Consider the following 19,616-nt stretch of genomic DNA (forward strand, 5'->3'; position numbering starts at 1 on the left):
TCAGGGCCGGTCAAGGCCCATCAAGCCCCCGTCAAGGCCGGTCAGTGCCGGTGGGCGCGGGCCCCGCCCCCGCCGCGGCCGCCGCCGGGCTCGCCGTCCGGCACGGCCGGCTGGTGGCGCTGCGCGACGTGAACCTGTCCGTACGGGACGCGCGCCGCATGGCGCCGGCCCTGCGGGTGCGGCCGGCGGGGCCGGCGGGGCCAGCCGCTCCCGCAGGGCCGGCGCCATGCGGCGCGCGTCCCGTACGGACAGGGGGAGCGGCGACCAGCCGGCCAGCCGGCCCAGGTCGACGACGGGCGGGTGGACCGGCGACACCGCCATGACCTCGGCCGGCTCGCCCATGACCGGGGCCTGCCCGGGGCCGGGCAGCAGGATGACGCGGTCCGCGTACTGCACGACCCGCTCCAGCCGGTGCTCGGCCATCAGGACCGTGGTTCCCAGGTCGTGGACCAGGCGCTGCAGGACGGCGAGCACCTCCTCGGCCGCGCCCGGGTCCAGGGCGGACGTCGGCTCGTCGAGGACCAGCACCTTCGGGTGCGTGGTCAGCACCGAGCCGATCGCGACGCGCTGCTGCTGCCCGCCGGAGAGCGTGGCGATGGGGCGGTCGCGGAGGGTCGCCAGGCCCAGCAGGTCGAGGGTCTCCTCGACGCGGCGCCGCATGGTGTGCGGGGGGATGCCGAGGGACTCCATGCCGTACGCGAGCTCGTCCTCGACGGTGTCGGTGACGAAGTGCGCGAGCGGGTCCTGGCCCACGGTGCCGACGACGTCGGCGAGTTCGCGCGGCTTGTGGGTACGGGTGTCGCGGCCGGCGACGGTGACGCGGCCGTGCAGGGTGCCGCCGGTGAAGTGCGGGACGAGGCCGCTGACGGTGCCGAGGAGGGTGGACTTGCCGACGCCGGACGGGCCGACGAGCAGGCAGAGTTCGCCCTCGGGGACGGTGAGGTCGACCTCTTGGAGGGAGGGTGCCTCGGCGTCGTCGTAGGTGACCGACACCTGCTCGAAGCGGATCACTCGGAGGGCTCCTCGGGGTGGGTCGTGCGGGTCGTTTCGGCACCGCCGGGCTCCCCGGCGGGGGCTGAGCGCCGCCGCGGCGGGAGACCTTCCGGGGGCTCGCCCCCGGACCCGCGGGGGCCGGGGCGCAGCCCCGGGAAACGGTGAAGGGGCGGGACCGGGGCATCTTCTCCCGCCGCAGCGGTGCTCCGCCCCCACCGGCCTGCCCGGCGGTGCCCGGCAGCCTCCGGCTCGGCCGTCCCCGGTTCGGCAGGGCCCGGCTCGGCGGCCCGCTGCGGGCGCCTCGCGGTCCCCGGCCCGGTGGCCGCATCCCGCGAGCCCCCGTCGGCGGGCGCCGGCGCCACGAACGCCGGGAGCAGGCCGATCAGGATCGCCGCCGCCGGCCACACCGGCAGCTGCGGCGCCGTCAGCGGCACCGCCGGCGGATGCAGCGCGGCCGCCGCGTAGGCGTTCGCCTGGATCATCAGGGCCGCGACGGCCACGCCAGAGCCCGATACCAGCCAGGCCCGTACGCCCCACCGGTCCGGCCGGTAGCGCGTGCGGACGGAGCGGCGGCCGCCCAGCCACAGGCCCGCCAGTGCGGCGGCGAGGCCGGCCAGCAGGACGGGCATGCCGTAGCCCGCGCCCTGGTCGGCGAGCAGCCCGTACGTGCCGGCGCAGACGCCCATCAGGCCGCCCAGCGTCAGCGCGCTCGTGGTGCGGCGGACCGCGCGCGGCACCCGGGCCGTGCGGCCGTAGCCCCGCGCGTCCATCGACGCCGCCAGCGCCACGGAACGCTCCAGCGCGCCCTCCAGCACGGGCAGGCCCACCTGGAGCAGGGCGGCGAGGCCGCGGTCGGGGCGCCCGCGCAGGCGGCGGGCGGCGCGCAGCCGCTGGACGTCGGCGACGAGGTTCGGCGCGAACGTCATCGCGACGACGACCGCGACGCCCGCCTCGTACAGCGCCCCGGGCAGGGACTTCAGCAGCCGCGCCGGGCTGGCGAGCGCGTTGGCCGCGCCCACGCACACCAGCAGCGTGGCCAGCTTCATGCCGTCGTAGAACGCGAAGAGCAGCCCCTCGGCCGTCACCCGGCCGCCGAGCCGCACCCCCCGCGCCCAGTCCGGAAGCGGCACCTCCGGCAGGACGAAGAGCGTGTGCGTGCCGGGGATCGGGGAGCCCAGCACGATCGCGAAGACGAGGCGGATGCCGATGACGGCGAGGCCGAGCTTGAGGAACGCCCCGTACGAGCGCGCCCAGGGCGCGTCCGTGCGTCGCGCGGCCACGACGTAGCCGGCGACGGCGATGAGCAGGCCGAGCAGCAGGACGTTCGTGGTGCGGGAGGCCGCCGCGGCCAGGCCGAGCGCCCACACCCACCAGGCGCCCGCGTGCAGTGCGGAGGCGCGCGAGGTCAGCGGCGCGCCCCCGACGCCGGCCTCGGCGCCACCGCCGGCACCGGCGCTGACACCAGCACCAGCACTGGCCCGGGCACCGGCCCGGGCGCCCACCCCTGCCCCGCCCCGCGGAGGCTTCTTCCTGTCGCTCATCCGCGGCGTCGGCGGGCCTGCCAGAAGGCCGCGGCGCCCAGGACGACCACGGCGGCGATGCCGCCGATCAGGCCGGCCGAGGGACCACCGCCGTCACCGTCGGAGCCTTCGCTCCCGGCCGGGCCCGGCTGAGCGCTCTCCGTGCCCCGGGAATCCTTCTTCGCGCCACCGACCTGCTCGCCGCAGCCGGTCCGCGGGTAGCCGGCGATGGCGCACAGCAGCGCGGAGGAGTCGTAGCGCAGCGGCTTGGCGACGGCGGCCAGCGCCTCGCCCGCGGTCGCGTCCTCGCCCACCTGGGCGCAGGCCGAGCGGGCGGCGGGCGGCGTCTCGCCCCCGGGGGCGTCCGCGGCCGTGCCGAAGTCGAGGACGACGGCGACGCGCTTCGTACCGTCCTTGGCGGCGGTGCTGTCGCAGACCGCCCCGAAGTCGGCGGCGGCGCGAGGCTTCGCGGCGTCGGAGGAGTCCGCACTGACGGCGAACCGGAACCCGACGGCCTCGCCGTCACCGGGCCGGGCCGTGGCCGGACCCTGCGTGGCGTACGCCCACTGCCCGCCGGAGCCCTGCCAGAACGACCAGTACCGGTACCCGGCGGCCTGCGCGGGGGCCGTGCCGAGGAGGGTGAGGAGCACGGCGGCGAGCGCGGCGACCGCGCCGCCGCGCGTCACCGCGCCCCGTGCCGCAGCCGCTCGCGTCACAGCTGCTGCTTCTTCTTGCGGCCGCTGATCAGGAAGCCGATGCCGGCGCCGAAGGCCAGGCCGACGCCCACGATCCACCACACGTTGACGGTGACGGAGTCGTCGTCCTTCTTCTCCTCCGTCCCCATGCCGCCGGTGGCCTTCTTCTCCGGGGCCGGGCCGGTGGCGTTCAGCTGCTCCACCAGGTCGGTGCCCGCGAAGTCGTGCGGGTTGCCGCCCGCGGCGCGGGTGGCCAGGATCAGCTTGGCGAGGCGGCCGGGCTGGTCCTTGGCCCACTCGGCGGTGCCGCTCTCCTTGGACTGCAGCCACTTCAGGGGCTTCTCGGCGGCCGAGCGGTGGCCGCCGGCGGCGAGGGCGAGGGCGGCGTCGGCGGTGTTGCCCTGGTCGGGCTTGGCGGGGGCGCCGGGCATGGACGGCAGCAAGTAGCCGCCGTTCTTGTCCATGGTGGCCACGAGGTAGCCGTCGACGGCCTCGGCGGCAGCGGCGGCGTCCTTGGGCCCGGCCTTGTCGTCGCCGGAGCACTCCAGCGGCTTGACCGGCTGGTCGGCGTCCTTCTTCGGGGGCTCGACGAGGTAGCCCTTGCCGCGCGTGGCGAGCGCGGCGGCGGCGCTGGCGAGGTTGTCGGCGCGCAGCCCCTTGTCGTCCTTGAGGTACGCGAACGCGCCGCGCTCGCCCTCCTCCTTCGCGTCACAGCCGAGCTGGAAGGTCAGCAGCGTCTCGACGGGGTTCTTGCCGTTCTTGACGGCGTCCTTGGCCGGGTCCTGACCGGCCGCGGCGAACGCGCCGAGGGTGATGGAGGTGGAGTTGGCGTCGCTCGGGCTGCCGGCCTGGTAGCCCCAGCCGCCGTCCTCGTTCTGGTGGGCCTTGAGCCAGTCGAGGCCCTTCTTCACGGCGTCCGCGCGCCCGCCGGCCGCGGCGAGGCCCTGCACGGCCGCGGCGGTGGCGTCCGTGAACTCGTCCTTCTTGGGGTCGCACGCCTTGCTCGTGTCGGCGCGGTAGCCGGGGAAGCCGCCGTCCGCGCACTGCTGGCCGGCGAGCCAGTCGACGGCCTGCTTGGCCGGGGTGACGCCCGCCGTGCTCTGCGCCATGAAGGCCAGGGACTGCCGGAAGACGCCGTCGAACTTGGGGTCCGTGGTGCCGTAGAGCCCGGGGGCGGCCGGGGACGGGGAGCCGTCGGCGACGGCGGCGGGGACCACGGCCGTGCTCAGGGCGGCGGCGGTGGCCAGGACCGCGGCGCCGCGGCGCGCGTGGACGACGAGGGAGGGGGCCATGGGGTCGTGCCTCTCGGGTGGGTGTCACTGCGGTGGCCGGCGTGCCGGGGTGCGCGGCGGCGCAGCCGGGCGCGGCTGCCGCCCCGCGAGCTTCGCGCGGTGGCACCGGGCTCGGCTCCGCATACCTCGACGGTGCCGGTGGACCGGGCGGCACCGCCAGGCGGTACGACCGGCTCCGGAAGCCTGCCGCCTGGCCCGGGTGGTCCGGCTCGTACGGCCGCGCCGGGCGGCGGGCCGTAGTCACGGTTGCGGGTCAGCGCCGGATTTGCACCGGCTTCCCCCGTTCCGAGGCGGGATGAAGTTGTCACGGACACTTTAACCGGCCGGGTCGGCGGCCGGCCGTCCGGCGGCGGGGCCGCCGACCCCGTTGCCGCGGCGCCGGAGGAGCTGCTAACTGTCTGATGCAGCGTCAGATCCGACGCTCAGGGCTCCGCAGACGCGCGGGAGGCATCGGACATGAACCGGGACCTGAACCGGGACGGGAACGGACTGATCGAGCACGGGCAGCTCTTCATCGGCGGCACCATGACCGACCCGGCCGGCCGCGCCGTCATCGACGTGGTGTCGCCGCACTCCGAGGAGGTCATCGGCCGCGTCCCGCACGCCTCGCGCGAGGACGTCGACCGCGCGGTGGCCGCGGCCCGCACCTCCTTCGACTCCGGGATCTGGGCGGACCGGCCGGCGGCCGAGCGCATCGAGGTCGTCACCCGGATCAAGGACGGCATCGCCGCCCGGCACGAGGAGCTGGCCCGCACCGTCTCCGCGCAGAACGGCTCCCCCTACTCCTGGAGCGTCCTCGCCCAGGCCCTCGGCGCGATGATGGTGTGGGACTGCGCGATCGCCGTCGCCCGCGACCTGCCCTACGAGGAGCGGCGGGCGGGCGCCCTCGGGCCGCTGCTGGTGCGGCGCGAGCCCGTCGGCGTCGTCGCGGCCGTCGTGCCGTGGAACATGCCGCAGCTGGTGGCCGCGGCCAAGCTCGCGCCCGCGCTGCTGACCGGCTGCTCGGTGGTGCTCAAGCCCTCGCCCGAGACGCCCCTGGACTCCTACCTGCTGGCGGAGATCGTCACCGAGGCGGGCCTGCCGGAGGGCGTGCTGTCCATCCTCCCCGCGGAGCGCGAGGTCAGCGAGTACCTCGTCGGCCACCCGGGCGTCGACAAGGTGGCCTTCACCGGCTCGGTCGCGGCGGGCAAGCGCGTCATGGAGGTCGCCGCGCGCAACCTCACCCGCGTCACCCTGGAGCTCGGCGGGAAGTCCGCGGCGATCATCCTGCCGGACGCCGACCTGGACGCGGCCGTCACCGGCATCGTCCCCAGCGCCTGGATGAACAACGGCCAGGCGTGCGTCGCCCAGACGCGCATCCTCGCCCCCCGCGCCCACTACGCCGAGCTGGCCGAGCGCTTCGCCGCGGCCGCCTCCGCCCTCGTCGTCGGCGACCCCCTCGACCCCGCCACCCAGGTCGGCCCGCTCGTCGCCGAGCGGCAGCGGCGGCGCTCGCTGGAGTACATCGCGCTCGGGCAGCGCGAAGGGGCCAAGGTGCTCGCCGGCGGCGGCCGGCCGGCGGACCGCGGCACCGGCTGGTACGTCGAGCCCACCCTCTTCGGCGACGTCTCCAACGCCATGCGGATCGCCCGCGAGGAGATCTTCGGCCCCGTGATCTGCCTCCTGCCCTACGACACGGAGGAGGAGGCCGTGCACATCGCCGACGACTCCGACTACGGGCTCTCCGGCAGCGTCTGGACCCGCGACCCCGAGCGCGGCATCGAGGTCGCCCGCCGGGTGCGCACCGGCACGTACTCGGTCAACACCTTCGGCCTCGACATGTTCGGCCCCTTCGGCGGCTACAAGAACTCCGGCCTGGGGCGGGAGTTCGGGCCCGAGGGCTTCGCCGAGTACCTGGAGCACAAGACCATCCACCTGCCCGCGGGACACGGGGAGCCCGCCGGGGGAGAGGCGTGACCGATGGCGGACGAGCGCTGGCGCGTGCGGGTCGACCGGGGGCTGTGCGTGGGCTCGGGGATGTGCGCGGGGTACGCGCCCGAGGCGTTCGCGCTCGACGCGGGGCATCGCTCGCGCCCGGTCGCGGAGGAGACGGACGCATCCGGCCCGCTGTTCACGGCCGCCGAGAGCTGCCCGGTGGAGGCCATCACGATCAGCGCCCTGGACACGGGTGAGCCCGTCTTTCCCCCGGACTTCCCCCCGGAGGAGTGAAGCGGAGGCGTGTGCAGCAACGCCGTTCGCACGCACGCGCGTTGTTACTCATGCGTTCCGCACACTTCCTTGATGACACATGTGACTGGCCGGGCCCCTCACGGCGTGGAAATCTCTAGGCAACGCAGCCGAGGGGGGCGACGATGGACGCGCGGTACGAGGTCTACTGCCTGGCCGACAGGCACTTCTACGAGACCCCGGACCGCCTGTCCGTCCCGGGGGCGGACGGCGGGGGAGCCCAAGAGGCGGGCCTGTACGAGACCGCCCGCCGCCCCGCCCCCGCCGGCTGGAGCACCGCCCGCCACGGCGACTGGCTCCACGTCTTCCCCACCGGGGAGGACGGCGGCCCGCGGCCCGGGCCCCTCCAGGGCTGGAAGATCCACGTCTCCGCCACGGCCGACACCGCGGACAAGACCGCCTCCGACGTGTGGGACTACTGCGTCGCCCGGGACATCCCCTTCAAGTTCGTCCCCGGCCCCCACCTGCTCCACCTGCGCAACAACAAGTACGCGGAGCGCGGCCACAGCGGGAAGTTCGTCACCGTCTACCCCTCCGGCGAGGAGCAGCTGCACACCACCCTCGCCGGACTGCACGAGATCATCGGCGGCCGCCCCGGCCCGTACATCCTCACCGACCTGCGCTGGCACGAAGGCCCGCTCTACGTCCGCTACGGCGCCTTCACCCGCCGCTTCTGCATCGACGGGCGCGGCACCCTCGTGCCCGCGATCGAGGACGGGGACGGCAAGCTCGTCCCCGACTCCCGCAACCCCGCCTTCCAGGTCCCCGCGTGGGTGACGCTGCCCGGCTTCCTCGCCCCGCACCTCGCCGCGCGCAACGCCACCACCGTCGGCGACCTGCCCTACCGCATCGAGAAGGCCCTGCACTTCTCCAACGGCGGCGGCGTCTACTCCGGCACCGACACGCGCGACGGCCGCAAGGTCGTCCTCAAGGAAGGCCGCCCCCACGCCGGGCTCGCCGCCGACGGAGCCGACGCCGTGGCCCGCCTGGAGCGCGAGAAGGACGCCCTGGAGCGGCTCGCCGGCCTCGGGGTCGCCCCCGAGCCGCGGGACTGGCTCACCATCGGCGACCACCGCTTCCTCGTCATGGACTTCGTCGAGGGCAAGCCCCTCAACTCCTTCTTCGCCCACCGCCACCCGCTGCTTGCCGCGGACCCGGAGCCCACCGCCACCGCCGACTACACCGCGTGGGCGCTGCGCATCCACCGGGCCGTCGAGGAGGCCGTCGAGAAGGTCCACGCGCGGGGCGTCGTCTTCAACGACCTCCACATGTTCAACATCATGGTCGCGCCCGACGAAGAATCCGTCGTCCTCATCGACTTCGAGGCCGCCGCGCCCGCCTCCGAGCACGGCCGGCAGGTCGTCGCCCACCCCGGCTTCTTCGCCCCGCCGGACCGCCGCGGAGCCGACGTCGACCGCTACGCGCTGGCCTGCCTGCGGCTCGCCCTCTTCCTGCCCATCACCACGCTCTTCGTGATCGACCGGGCCAAGGCGGCGCACCTGGCCGACGTGATCGCCGAACAGTTCCCGGTGCCGCGGGAGTTCCTCGACGAGGCGGTGGCGGAGATCACGCGGGGGGCGGGGACGGTGGCGGAGCCCGCCGGGACGGCGGCGGGAACCGTAGCGGTGGCGGATTCGCCGGGCCGCGCGGCGCTGCCGAGCCCCGGCCCGGCTGCGGCCGCCCCGGAAGCGTCCGCGGGCGCCGCGGAGGAAGCTGCCGCGCCTGCCGTCTCCGCGGCCTCCGGCCCCGCCGGGCGCCGCACCCACACCCTCGCCCCCGGCGCCGGCCGCGCCCTCGCCCCGCACGCCCTCCCCGACCCCGCCGAGGACTGGCCCCGCGCCCGCGCGTCCATGGTCCGCGGCCTCCTCGCCTCCGCCACGCCGGAGCGCGACGACCGCCTCTTCCCCGGGGACATCGCCCAGTTCGCCGAGGGCGGCGGACTCGGCCTCGCCCACGGCGCCGCAGGCGTCCTGCACGCCCTCGCCGAAGCCGGCGCCGAGCGCTACGAAGAGGGCGAGCAGTGGCTCCTGCAGCACACCGCCCCCGTGCCGTCCGGCACCCCGCTCGGCCTCTACGACGGCCTCGCCGGCGTCGCCTGCACCCTCGACCGGCTCGGCCACACCCAGCGCGCCCTCGACCTGTCCGGGCTCATGCTCGGCGAGCAGTGGCAGCGCCTCACCTCCGACCTGCGCAGCGGCCTGGCCGGCGTCGGCCTCGCCCTCGACCACCTCGCCCGCACCACCGGCGAACGCCAGCTCCACGACCAGGCCGTCGAAGCCGCCCAGCTCCTCGCCGACCGGCTCGCCGCCGACTCCTCCGGCCAGGAGGAGGACGCCGGCGCACCCCGCCGGCGCGCCGGCCTCATGCGCGGCGCGAGCGGGCCCGCCCTGCTCTTCCTGCGGCTGTACGAGCGCACCGGCGCCCCGGCCCTCCTCGACCTCGCCGGGCAGGCCCTGCGCACCGACCTCGCCCGCTGCACCCGCACGGACAACGGCACCCTCGAAGTCGACGAGGGCTGGCGCACCATGCCCTACCTCGGTGACGGCAGCGCCGGCATAGGCATGGTTCTGGACGACTTCCTCGCCCTCGCCCCGGACCCCGACCCGTACTTCACCGAGGCCCGCGACGGCATCCTCACCGCCGCCCGCTCGCGCTTCTACGCCCAGCCCGGGCTGTTCCAGGGCAGGGCCGGGATGATCCTGCACCTCGCCCGCACCACCGCGCCCGGCGCGACCGCGGAGCACCTCGCCGCGCAGGTCCGCGGACTGTCCTGGTACGCCATGTCCTACCAGGGCGAACTCGCCTACCCCGGCAGCCAGATGATGCGGCTGTCCATGGACCTCGCCACCGGAACGGCCGGCTGCCTGCTCGCCCTCGCCGCCGCCCTCGACGACGACGGCGCCCGGCCCGCAGGGCCCGCGCAGCTGCCGTTCCTCGCGCCCCCACGGGGGCCCCGAAGCCGGCTCCATGCCGTTGTGGAGCCGTAGCAAGAAAACGCAAGTAGCAAATAGCTAGTGGCTAGTGGCTAGTGGCTAGTGGCAACAAGAACAAGAGAAACCGAACCCCGTCCCCACGGGAACCCCACGAAAGGAACACGACCATGGCGCTCCTCGACCTGCAGAACATGGAGTCCGACGAGAACACCGGCGGTCACGGCGGCGGCGGCCAGAGCACGGTCAGCCTGCTCTCCTGCGTCAGCACCGCCAGCGTGCTGATCTGTCTGTGATCCGGCACCGGATCCGGCACTGATCCGGCACCGGGCGGGCCCCTCCTGCGACGAGGGGCCCGCCCGGGTCCGCTTTTCCCCTACGGATGGTACGGACGCGAGGGCCACCGATCCATGGCACACACCCGCACCGCCACGGCCTCCGCCGGAGACCGGCTGCTGCTCGGCACCGCCCGGCACAGCGCCGGCCGCGCCGCCGCGCTCGCCCTCCTCGCGGTCGCCTCCACCGGAGCCGCGCTCCTGCTGCCCGTCACCCTCGGCCACACCCTCGACCTGCTCCTCGCCCGCCACGGCGCCGACGCCGGCCGATGGGTCGCCCTGTGCGCACTCCTCGTCGCCGGCCCCGCCGCCCTCGACGCCCTCACCGAACTCCTCACCGGCACCACCGCCGCCCGCGCCACCGCCCGGCTGCGCCACCGGCTCCTCGGCCACGTCCTCGCCGCGGGCCCGCGGACCACCGGCCGCTTCCCGCCCGGCGACCTCGTCACCCGCCTCGTCGGCAACGCCGCCGACACCGGCACCGCGCCCGCCACGCTCGCCCACGCCGCCGCCTCCGTGGCGGGCCCCGTCGGCGGGATCGTCGCCCTCGGCCTCATCGACCCCTGGCTCGCGCTCGCCTTCCTCGCCGGCGCCCCCCTGCTCGCCGTCCTCCTGCGCGCCTTCACCCGCGCCTCCACGGACTGCGTCGCCCGCTACCAGCAGCTCCAGGGAGACATCGCCGGGCGCCTCGTCGAAGCGCTCGACGGCGCCCGTACCATCGCCGCCGCCGGCACCGCCGCCCGCGAAGAGGCCCGCATCCTGCGACCGCTGCCCGGGCTCTCCCGCCAGGGGCACCGCATGTGGCGCGTCCAGGGCCGCTCCACGGCCCAGGCCGGCACGCTCGTGCCGCTGCTCCAGATCACCGTCCTCGCCGTCGCCGGCCTCCGGCTCTCCCAGGGCCTCCTCACCGTCGGAGACCTCCTCGCCGCCTCCCGCTACGCCGTCCTCGCCACCGGCGTCGGCATGCTCGTCGGCCACCTCAACGCCGCGGCCCGCGCCCGCGCCGCGGCCGCCCGCGCCGCGGAGGTCCTTGCCGTGCCCGAAGTCCCTTACGGGGAGCGGCCGCTGCCGCCCGGGCCCGGCACGCTGGAGCTGCGGGGGGTGAGCGTCGTACGGGGCGGGCGGACCGTGCTGCACGAGGTGAGCGTGACGGTCCCCGGAGGGACGTCGCTGGCCGTCGTCGGACGCTCCGGCAGCGGCAAGTCCGTCCTCGCGCAGGCCGCCGGCCGGCTCACGGACCCCGACGCCGGCACCGTCCTCCTCGACGGCGTCCCCCTCCCCGCCCTCCGCCGCGACGACCTGCGCCGCGCCGTCGGCCACGCCTTCGCCCGGCCCGCGCTGCTCGGCGGCACCGTCGGCGGCACGATCGGCTTCGGGGCGGTCACGCCGGGGCGCGAGGCGCGGGAGGCCGCGGCGCGGGCGGCCTGCGCGCACGACTTCGTACGGCGCCTCCCGCGCGGGTACGACACGCCCTGCGCGGACGCCCCCCTCTCGGGCGGAGAGGCCCAGCGCCTGGGTCTCGCCCGCGCCTTCGCCCACACGGGCCGCCTCCTGATCCTGGACGACGCCACGTCCAGCCTGGACACGGCGACGGAACGCCGCGTCACAGCAGCCCTGCACGCGTCGTCCGCCCCCACGCGCGTACTGATAGCCCACCGCGTGACGACGGCCGCGAGCACGGACCGCGTCCTGTGGCTCCACGAGGGCAGGACAAGGGCGGTGGCCCCACACGCCGAACTGTGGGCCGACCCGGAATACAGGGCGGTCTTCAATGCCTGAGACGACGTCATGACCGCCGGTCCGACCGGCGGGGGCGGGCCACCGCGGCGGCGGTTTCCCTTCCACCCCTGGTTGCTGAAGCCGGCCGGGTCGGCTGCTTCCCTTCCGCCGCGACGGCGAGTCGCCCCGCGGTGCGTCCCGGCGGTGCCGTCCCGGACGCAATCGTCCCGCCGACTCAGGAGGTCCCCGTGACACCCGTTGAGCCCGGGCTCGTCCGGCGAGGGGTTCGGTATCTCGCCGGGCGGCGGCGCGTCGTCGCGGTGCTGCTCGCGTGGTCCGTCGTGGAGGCCGGGCACACGTTCGCGCTGGGGTACGCGCTGGCCGAGGCGCTCGACGCGGGGTTTCTCGCCGGGCGGCCCCGCACCGGGCTCGCGTGGCTGGGGCTGGCCGCGGTGGCCGTGGTCGTCGGGGCGTACGGGACCGGGCGCACGTACGGCGGCGTCGCCGGTCTCGTGGAGCCCTTCCGGGACGGGCTCGTGAGGACGGTCGTCTCCCGCGCCCTGCACCGGGGCGACACCGCGGCCGTGTCCCGGCTGACGCACCAGGTGGAGATAGCCCGTGACGCCTTCGCCGGCCTGGTCATGGTCTCGCGCTCGTTCGTCTTCACCGCGGCCGGCGCCCTGACGGGCCTGTTCCTGCTCGCGCCCGCGCTGCTGGCGGTCGTCGCGCCGCCCCTCGTGCTCGGCCTCGCCCTGTTCCTGGCGACGCTGCGCCCGCTGGCCCGCCGCCAGGAGGCCTACCTCGCCGCGGACGAGGCCCTCGCCGCCGCGCTCGGCGACGTCTTCTCCGGTCTGCGCGACGTCACCGCGGCGGGTGCCGAGCCCCGCGTCCGCGCGGAGACAGGCGCGCTCACCGACGCCGCGCTGCACGCGTCCCGTTCGCTCGCCCGCTGGTCCGTCGTCCGGGTTGTGGCCCTGGCCCTGGCCGGGCAGCTGCCGGTGGTGCTCCTGCTGGCCGGGGCGCCGTGGCTGCTGGACCGGGGCGTCACCGCGGGCGCCCTGGTGGGCGCGCTGGCCTATCTGACGCAGTCCCTGATGCCCGCGCTGCAGAACCTCGTCCACGGCCTCGGCACGAGCGGCTCGCGCCTCGCCGTGGTGGTGCGCAGGCTGACGGCGCCGGGCCCGCCGGTGACGGGGGTGGCGGACATCCCGTCGGCCACCCCGCCGTCCACCTCCACCCCCACCCCCGCCCTCGAACTGCGCCACCTCACCTTCGCGTACGGCGACCGCGCCGACCCCGTCGTACGGGACCTGGACCTGACGCTGCCCCGGGGCGCGCACCTCGCGGTCGTCGGGCCCAGCGGCGTCGGGAAGTCGACGCTGGCCGGGCTGGTCGCGGGGCTCCTGCGCCCGGGCGGCGGCGAGGTCACCGTGGGCGGCGCCCGGGCGGGCACGGCGGCCGCCGCCGCGCAGCGGGTGCTGATCCCGCAGGAGGCGTACGTGTTCTCGGGGACGCTCGCCGACAACCTGGGCTATCTGCGCGCCGCCCCCGTCCCGGAGACGGAGCTGAGGGCGGCCGCGGAGGCGCTCGGCATGGAGGGACTCGTCCGCCGCGTGGGCGGTTTCGAGGCCCCCCTCGCCCCGGCGGAGCTCTCGGCGGGGGAGCGGCAGCAGATCGCCCTGGCCCGGGCGTACCTGTCGCCCGCCCCCCTGGCCGTGCTGGACGAGGCGACCTGTCACCTCGACCCCGTCGCGGAGGCCCGCGCGGAGCGGGCCTTCGCGCGCCGCCCGGGCGGCACCCTCGTCGTCATCGCGCACCGGGCGGCATCCGCCCGCCGGGCCGGCCGCATCCTGGTGATGGACGGCGCGGACACGGCCTGCGGGGAGCACCACGAACTGCTGGCGCGGTCCCCGCTCTACCGCGACCTCATGGGCGCCGCGGAATCCATGGACCCCGCGCACCCCGCGCACCCCGCGGCCCCCGCACCCCGCAACCCCTCACACCCACCCCGCCACCTGCGAGATACGGATCGCGTCGACCCGGTTCCGTGCCCCGGTCTTGCGGGTGATGGCGGCCATGTAGTTGCGCACCGTCCCGTTGGACAGGTGGAGGCTGCGGGCGATCTCCCCGACGGACGCCCCCTCCGCCGCGAGTGACAGGACGCTCAGCTCGCGTCTCGTCAGGGGCATCTCCGAGGCCTCCAGGAAGCCGAAGCCGAGCGTCTCGTCGATGTACCGCTCGCCGTTCGCCACATGCCGTATCCCTTCGACGAGCCGGTCGGGAGAAGCGTTTTTGCTCAGGTACCCCAGGGCCTTCTCCTCGTACGCCCGGCGCAGGGGCCCCGGCCGTCCCGCGCTGGCCAGGGCGAGCAGGGCCGCCCTGTCGTCGCGTGCGTCACCGTGCCCGGACAGCTCCCGCAGGCCGCCCGGCCCGCCGGCCTCCGGGCTGTCCATGTCCACCACGCACACGTGCGGCCGCAGCGAGTCCGACATGGCCACCGCGCGTTGCCAGGACGCGGACGAGACCTCCAGGTCCGGTTCTCTGCCGATGAGAGCCGCCAGCGCCGCTCGCAGCAGATAGGTGTCATGCACCAGTAGCACCCGGATCACGGTCCCCGCCTTCCCGCTCCCCCGCGCAGCGAGTGCTGCGCCGGACACCGACGCTCATTCATACCGGCGTGTGCCACCGCTCCGGGCGCGTATACCGGACATGGAGGGGGCGCAAGGGCGCATGAATTCCGCCACGTGCGCCCCAAGTTCACTCGAAAGCGCCCCTCATGAATCGGGTGCCGGGGGTAGCGCGTCAGGCCTGCTGTGGGGTAGTGAGCCGGATGAGCCGGCAGACGGTCTCGATGTCGATCCGCACCTGTGCGATCGAAGCGCGCCCCGAGAGCCAGGTGATGAGCGCCGAGTGCCAGGTGTGCTCGATGACGCGGACGGCGGAGAGCTGCTCGGGGGAGGGCGGCCCGGCCGGCCCCATGGCGTCCAGGATGATCGCCGTGGTGAGCCGGGAGACGGTGTCGACCTCGGCGCTCACCGAGCGGTCGGCGAAGGTGAGGGCGCGCATCATCGCATCGGCCAGATGCGGTTCGCGCTGCATGGCGCGGAAGGCCCGCATCAGGGTCTGGGCCACGCGCGCGGCCGGGTCGGCGTCCGTGGGCGGGCGCTTGCGCAGCGTCCCGTGCAGCCGCTGCAGCTGGTCCTGCATGGTGGCGACCAGCAGGTGGACCTTGGAGGGGAAGTAGCGGTAGAGCGTGCCGAGCGCGACGCCCGCCGCCTCGGCGACCTCGCGCATCTGCACGGCGTCGAAGCCGCCGCGGCTCGCGAGCTCCGTGGTGGCCTGCAGGATCCGGCGGCGGCGGGCCTCCTGACGCTCGGTCAGGGGAAGGCTGGGCCCGGCGAGCACGGCCCGCGCGGTCGGCGACTTGGGTTCCGTCGTCATATGTCCCATTCCGTGGCAATCCATCCAGGGTGTCCGTACGGCCCGGACGGCACAGCATGGCAGGGGCCGGGCCGTGGCGCGAATCACCCGATCCGGTCCTGGCGACCGCCTTTCCGGCCGGTAGATTCGAGGCTTCTGGACGACCCAGTCTGAAACTTGTTCTAGATTAGCGCGACCGGTTACGCTCCGGCCGGAACAGCAGCCAGAAGGAGGCCGGGGGAGTGACCGCTGAGGCCACTGAGGCAGCTCTCGCACATGCGGCGCGCGAGGCGCGCGCGGGGCAGGACGCACGGAACGACGGCCTCCGGGACGGGGACGGCGACCGCCCCCTGCGGATCGCGCTGCTCACCTACAAGGGCAACCCGTTCTGCGGCGGCCAGGGCGTCTACGTCCGCCACCTCTCCCGCGAACTCGCCCGCCTCGGGCACAGCGTCGAGGTCATCGGCTCCCAGCCGTACCCCGTCCTCGACGAGGGCGTGACCCTCACCGAGCTCCCGAGCCTCGACCTCTACCGCCAGCCGGACCCGTTCCGCACGCCCGGCCGCGACGAGTACCGCGACTGGATCGACGCGCTGGAGGTCTCCACCATGTGGACGGGCGGCTTCCCCGAGCCGCTCACCTTCAGCCTGCGCGCGCGGCGCCATCTCGCCGCGCAGCGCGGCCGGTTCGATGTCGTCCACGACAACCAGACCCTGGGCTACGGGCTCCTCGGCGGTCCCGACGCGATCGGCGCGCCGCTGGTGACCACCATCCACCACCCCATCACCGTCGACCGGCAGCTCGACCTCGCCGCCGCGGCGGACTGGAAGCGGCGGGCCTCCGTGCGCCGCTGGTACGGCTTCACCCGGATGCAGAAGCGGGTCGCCCGCCGGCTGCCGTCCGTGCTCACCGTCTCCGGCTCCTCGCGCCAGGAGATCGTCGACCACCTCGGCGTCCGGGCCGAGCGGGTGCACGTGGTGCCCATCGGCGCCGACACCGACCTGTTCTCGCCCGACCCGTCCGTGCCCGAGGTCCCGGGCCGCATCGTCACCACCTCCAGCGCGGACGTCCCCCTCAAGGGCCTCATCCACCTGATCGAGGCGCTGGCCGTGGTCCGCCGCCGCCACCCGGACGCGCACCTCGTGGTCGTCGGCAAGCGTGCCGAGGACGGGCCGATCGCCACGGCGATCCGGCGCTGCGGGCTGGAGGGCGCCGTCGAGTTCGTCAAGGGCATCACCGACGCCGAGCTCGTCGGCCTCGTGCGCTCGGCGCAGGTCGCCTGCGTGCCGTCGCTGTACGAGGGCTTCTCGCTGCCGGCCGCCGAGGCCATGGCCACGGGGACGCCGCTGGCCGCCACCACCGGCGGTGCCATACCGGAGGTCGCGGGCCCCGACGGGGAGACCTGCCTGGCCGTCCCGCCGGGCGACTCCGGAGCCCTCGCCTCCGCCCTGGACCGGCTCCTCGGCGATCCCGGACTCCGCCGCCGCCTCGGTGCCGCGGGCCGCGAACGCGTCCTCTCCCGCTTCACCTGGCGCGAGGCCGCGCTCGGCACGGCCCGCCACTACCGCGAGGCGATCGCCCTCGCGGGCGCCCGGCCCGCCGGACGGCGAGGCTAGTGCGGCCCGGCACCACGTCGCGGGGCCCGTCCGCCACGGCAAGCGACCACCGTGGCGCGGTCCGGCGGCGTCCAGCCGGCCGTCACCCGTACGCACCCGTCAACCACCCCGTCCCGCCGGCCGAAGGCAAATACCCGTGCTGACCGTCGATTTCTCCCGCTTCCCGCTCGCCGCAGGCGACCGCGTCCTCGACCTGGGCTGCGGCGCGGGCCGGCACGCCTTCGAGTGTTACCGGCGCGGAGCGCGCGTCGTCGCGCTCGACCGCAACGGCGAGGAGATACGCGAGGTCGCCAGGTGGTTCGCCGCCATGAAGGAGGCCGGTGAGGCCCCGGCCGGGGCCACCGCCACCGCCATGGAGGGCGACGCCCTGGCCCTGCCCTTCCCCGACGACAGCTTCGACGTCGTCATCATCTCCGAGGTCATGGAGCACATCCCGGACGACAAGGGCGTGCTCGCCGAGATGGTCCGCGTCCTGAAGCCGGGCGGCCGGATCGCGGTCACCGTCCCGCGCTACGGCCCGGAGAAGATCTGCTGGGCGCTCTCGGACGCCTACCACGAGGTCGAGGGCGGCCACATCCGCATCTACCGCGGCGACGAGCTCCTCGACCGGATGCGCGAGGCCGGCCTGGAGCCGTACGGCACCCACCACGCCCACGGCCTGCACAGCCCCTACTGGTGGCTCAAGTGCGCCTTCGGCGTCGACAACGACAAGGCGCTGCCCGTCCGCGCCTACCACAAGCTCCTGGTCTGGGACATCATGAAGAAGCCCGTGGCCACCCGGGTCGCCGAGCAGGCCCTCAACCCGCTCATCGGCAAGAGCTTCGTGGCGTACGCGACCAAGCCGCACCTGCCCGCCGGGGCGGAGGCGTGACCTTCTTCAGCCGCGGCTCCGGCCGCACCGAGCGCCTCGTGCTGCCCGGCGTCCTGACCGCCGAGCAGGTCACCGGCACCGTCGCGGGCATCGCCGCCGTCCAGCGCGAGGACGGCGCCATCCCCTGGTTCCGCGGCCACCACCTCGACCCGTGGGACCACGTCGAGGCCGCCATGGCCCTCGACGCCGCCGGCGAGCACGGGCGCGCCGAGGCCGCCTACCGCTGGCTGGCCCGCCACCAGAATGCCGACGGCTCCTGGTTCGCCGCCTACGCCGACGGCGCCGCCGACGAGCCCACCGACCGCTCCCGCGAGTCCAACTTCGTCGCCTACGTGGCCGTGGGCGTCTGGCACCACTACCTCGCCACCGGCGACGACGCCTTCCTCGACAGCATGTGGCCGACCGTCTACGCCGCCGTCGAGTTCGTCCTGGCGCTCCAGCAGGCCGGCGGGCAGATCGGCTGGAAGCGCGAGGACGACGGCACCCCCGTCACCGACGCGCTGCTGACCGGTTCCTCGTCCATCCACCAGGCGCTGCGCTGCGCCCTGGCCATCGCCGAGCACCGCGAGGAGCCGCAGCCGGACTGGGAGCTGGCCACGGGCCTGCTCGCGCACGCGATACGCCGCCACCCGGAGCGGTTCCTCGACAAGGGCCGCTACTCGATGGACTGGTACTACCCCGTCCTCGGCGGCGCGGTCACCGGCGTCGCCGCCAAGGAGCGCATAGAGGAGGGCTGGGACCGCTTCGTGGTGCCGGGCCTGGGCGTGCGCTGCGTGCTGCCCAACCCGTGGGTGACGGGCGGCGAGAGCTGCGAGCTCGCCCTCGCGCTGTGGGTGATGGGGGAGTCCGACCGCGCGGTGCAGATCCTGCAGTGGATCCAGCACCTGCGGGCCGAGGACGGCATGTACTGGACGGGCTACGTCTACGACGACGACGCCGTCTGGCCGGAGGAGCGCACCACGTGGACGGCGGGTTCGCTGCTGCTCGCGGCGGCCGCGCTCGGGGGCGACGAGGCGACGACCGCCGTGTTCGGCGGGGAGCGGCTGCCCTCCGGGCTGGAGCCGGACTGCTGCCCCTAGCGGCGCACCCTGAAGGGGCGAACCGGAATCTGAACGTCCGGGCTCGTCCGGGGAGTTGTCAGTGGGCGGACCTACAGTGAGGTCATGACGATGACGCTCAGCCACGACCGCTACTGTTCCGAGATCCTGCACCAGACCGAGCTGCTGCGCGGCGCCCTGGGCGAGGGCGCCGACGTGTCGGTCACCGTGCCCACCTGCCCGGAGTGGACGCTCGGGCAGCTCCTGCTGCACGTGGGCCAGGCCCACCGCATGGCCACCGGGCTCGTGCGCGATCAGGTCAAGGAGTTCGTGCCGCCGTCCACCGCCGCCCAGGGCGGCCCCGCGCCCGCCCCGGGCGAGCCCTCCGCGGACGATCTGCCCGCTCTCGCCGCATGGCTCGGCGAAGGCGCCGAGGCGCTGGTGGCCGTCCTGCGCGAGGCGGGGCCCGACAGCCCCGTGTGGACCTTCTCCGAGGACCAGCGGTCCGTCTTCTGGGCCCGCCGGATGACGCACGAGACCCTCATGCACCGCGCCGACGCCCTGGGCGCCCTGGGCGTCCCCTTCACGGCGGAGCCCGAAGTGGCGGCCGACTGCGTCGACGAGTGGCTGGACATCCTCACCTTCCCGGCGGCCGTCGCGTTCAAGCCGCGCCTGGCGGAGCTGCCCGGCCCCGGCCGCACCCTCCACCTGCACGCCACCGACACCCCGGCGGAGCTCGACGCGGAGTGGTTCATCGACCTCACCGGCGAGGGCGTCTCCTGGCGCCGGGCCCACGAGAAGGCCGCCGTGGCCGTGCGCGGTCCGGTGACCGACCTGCTGAGCGTCCTCTTCCAGCGCCTTCCCGCCGACAGCGACCGCGTCGAGGTCCTGGGCGACCGCGAGCTGCTCGACTTCTGGCTGGATCGGGCCGTCTTCTGAGGCCCCTGTCCTCCGTGCTTCCG

General features: G+C 75.3%; 14 protein-coding genes and 2 pseudogenes. 10 read left to right on the plus strand and 6 right to left on the minus strand.

All coding sequences use genetic code 11. The features are described from left to right. Positions 1 to 45: 45 nt before the first annotated feature. The 4 genes and pseudogenes from AS857_RS19820 to AS857_RS19835 form a co-directional block, all read right to left on the minus strand. Positions 46 to 1,011: pseudogene (locus AS857_RS19820) on the minus strand (ABC transporter ATP-binding protein); the annotation flags it as partial. Then, on the minus strand, positions 1,008 to 2,534 hold the full coding sequence (locus AS857_RS19825; protein ID WP_420823952.1) for an energy-coupling factor transporter transmembrane component T: 1,527 nt from the start codon (positions 2,532 to 2,534) through the stop codon (positions 1,008 to 1,010). The gene AS857_RS19825 and the pseudogene AS857_RS19820, both read right to left, overlap by 4 nt. After that, a complete protein-coding gene (locus AS857_RS19830; protein ID WP_420823953.1) occupies positions 2,531 to 3,229 on the minus strand; it encodes an SCO2322 family protein in 699 nt (232 codons plus the stop codon). The genes AS857_RS19825 and AS857_RS19830 overlap by 4 nt, the downstream gene beginning before the upstream one ends. Beyond that, positions 3,226 to 4,500 carry a prenyltransferase/squalene oxidase repeat-containing protein gene (locus AS857_RS19835; RefSeq protein WP_058044639.1) on the minus strand — a complete coding sequence of 425 codons (1,275 nt, stop codon included), beginning with the start codon at positions 4,498 to 4,500 and terminating at the stop codon, positions 3,226 to 3,228. Before AS857_RS19835 ends, AS857_RS19830 begins: the two co-directional genes overlap by 4 nt. A 456-nt stretch (positions 4,501 to 4,956) precedes the next feature. Between AS857_RS19835 and AS857_RS19840 the strand changes: the two genes are divergently transcribed. From AS857_RS19840 to AS857_RS42410, 6 genes and pseudogenes are all read left to right on the plus strand, one after another. Beyond that, the gene (locus AS857_RS19840) at positions 4,957 to 6,456 is read left to right on the plus strand and encodes an aldehyde dehydrogenase (RefSeq protein ID WP_058044640.1); all 1,500 of its coding nucleotides are present in this window, start codon (positions 4,957 to 4,959) and stop codon (positions 6,454 to 6,456) included. Between the two features lie 3 nt (positions 6,457 to 6,459). Further along, on the plus strand, positions 6,460 to 6,708 hold the full coding sequence (locus AS857_RS19845; RefSeq protein WP_058044641.1) for a ferredoxin: 249 nt from the start codon (positions 6,460 to 6,462) through the stop codon (positions 6,706 to 6,708). Positions 6,709 to 6,851: 143 nt separating this feature from the next. Continuing rightward, complete coding sequence (gene lanKC / locus AS857_RS19850) at positions 6,852 to 9,713, plus strand: class III lanthionine synthetase LanKC (protein ID WP_058044642.1); 2,862 nt, start codon at positions 6,852 to 6,854, stop codon at positions 9,711 to 9,713. A 113-nt stretch (positions 9,714 to 9,826) separates the two neighbouring features. Next, a complete protein-coding gene (locus AS857_RS19855) occupies positions 9,827 to 9,952 on the plus strand; it encodes a SapB/AmfS family lanthipeptide (RefSeq protein WP_058044643.1) in 126 nt (41 codons plus the stop codon). A 114-nt stretch (positions 9,953 to 10,066) separates the two neighbouring features. Then, complete coding sequence (locus tag AS857_RS19860; protein WP_058044644.1) at positions 10,067 to 11,770, plus strand: ABC transporter ATP-binding protein; 1,704 nt, start codon at positions 10,067 to 10,069, stop codon at positions 11,768 to 11,770. 1,034 nt (positions 11,771 to 12,804) lie between these two features. After that, positions 12,805 to 13,383: pseudogene (locus AS857_RS42410) on the plus strand (ATP-binding cassette domain-containing protein); the annotation flags it as partial. Between the two features lie 324 nt (positions 13,384 to 13,707). Here the strand turns inward: AS857_RS42410 and AS857_RS37900 are convergent. Both AS857_RS37900 and AS857_RS19875 read right to left on the minus strand, forming a co-directional pair. Further along, positions 13,708 to 14,319 carry a response regulator transcription factor gene (locus AS857_RS37900; protein WP_079110515.1) on the minus strand — a complete coding sequence of 204 codons (612 nt, stop codon included), beginning with the start codon at positions 14,317 to 14,319 and terminating at the stop codon, positions 13,708 to 13,710. 193 nt (positions 14,320 to 14,512) lie between these two features. Continuing rightward, positions 14,513 to 15,151 carry a TetR family transcriptional regulator gene (locus AS857_RS19875; protein ID WP_058044646.1) on the minus strand — a complete coding sequence of 213 codons (639 nt, stop codon included), beginning with the start codon at positions 15,149 to 15,151 and terminating at the stop codon, positions 14,513 to 14,515. Positions 15,152 to 15,372: 221 nt separating this feature from the next. On the opposite strand from AS857_RS19875, the gene AS857_RS19880 reads away from it, so the two are divergent. The 4 genes from AS857_RS19880 to AS857_RS19895 all read left to right on the plus strand — a co-directional run bounded on the left by AS857_RS19880 (position 15,373) and on the right by AS857_RS19895 (position 19,593). Continuing rightward, positions 15,373 to 16,746 carry a glycosyltransferase family 4 protein gene (locus AS857_RS19880; protein WP_058044647.1) on the plus strand — a complete coding sequence of 458 codons (1,374 nt, stop codon included), beginning with the start codon at positions 15,373 to 15,375 and terminating at the stop codon, positions 16,744 to 16,746. 136 nt (positions 16,747 to 16,882) lie between these two features. Beyond that, on the plus strand, positions 16,883 to 17,617 hold the full coding sequence (locus AS857_RS19885; protein WP_058044648.1) for a class I SAM-dependent methyltransferase: 735 nt from the start codon (positions 16,883 to 16,885) through the stop codon (positions 17,615 to 17,617). Next, positions 17,614 to 18,696: a prenyltransferase/squalene oxidase repeat-containing protein gene (locus AS857_RS19890; RefSeq protein WP_058044649.1), complete on the plus strand. Its 1,083-nt coding sequence runs from the start codon at positions 17,614 to 17,616 to the stop codon at positions 18,694 to 18,696. Before AS857_RS19885 ends, AS857_RS19890 begins: the two co-directional genes overlap by 4 nt. Before the next feature lie 84 nt (positions 18,697 to 18,780). Next, the gene (locus tag AS857_RS19895) at positions 18,781 to 19,593 is read left to right on the plus strand and encodes a maleylpyruvate isomerase family mycothiol-dependent enzyme (protein ID WP_173864785.1); all 813 of its coding nucleotides are present in this window, start codon (positions 18,781 to 18,783) and stop codon (positions 19,591 to 19,593) included. The last annotated feature ends 23 nt before the right edge of the window (positions 19,594 to 19,616 follow it).

It is taken from the genome of Streptomyces roseifaciens (genome assembly GCF_001445655.1).
Taxonomy (GTDB): Bacteria; Actinomycetota; Actinomycetes; order Streptomycetales; family Streptomycetaceae; genus Streptomyces; species Streptomyces aureoversilis.

Coding starts and splice junctions, on each gene's coding strand:
- AS857_RS19825 (WP_420823952.1), bottom strand. CDS start 2,534: ATGAGCGACAGGAAGAAGCCTCCGCGGGGCGGGGCAGGGGTGGGCGCC.
- AS857_RS19835 (WP_058044639.1), bottom strand. CDS start 4,500: ATGGCCCCCTCCCTCGTCGTCCACGCGCGCCGCGGCGCCGCGGTCCTG.
- AS857_RS19840 (WP_058044640.1), top strand. CDS start 4,957: ATGAACCGGGACCTGAACCGGGACGGGAACGGACTGATCGAGCACGGG.
- AS857_RS19895 (WP_173864785.1), top strand. CDS start 18,781: ATGACGATGACGCTCAGCCACGACCGCTACTGTTCCGAGATCCTGCAC.
- AS857_RS19855 (WP_058044643.1), top strand. CDS start 9,827: ATGGCGCTCCTCGACCTGCAGAACATGGAGTCCGACGAGAACACCGGC.
- AS857_RS19845 (WP_058044641.1), top strand. CDS start 6,460: ATGGCGGACGAGCGCTGGCGCGTGCGGGTCGACCGGGGGCTGTGCGTG.
- AS857_RS19875 (WP_058044646.1), bottom strand. CDS start 15,151: ATGACGACGGAACCCAAGTCGCCGACCGCGCGGGCCGTGCTCGCCGGG.
- lanKC (WP_058044642.1), top strand. CDS start 6,852: ATGGACGCGCGGTACGAGGTCTACTGCCTGGCCGACAGGCACTTCTAC.
- AS857_RS19860 (WP_058044644.1), top strand. CDS start 10,067: ATGGCACACACCCGCACCGCCACGGCCTCCGCCGGAGACCGGCTGCTG.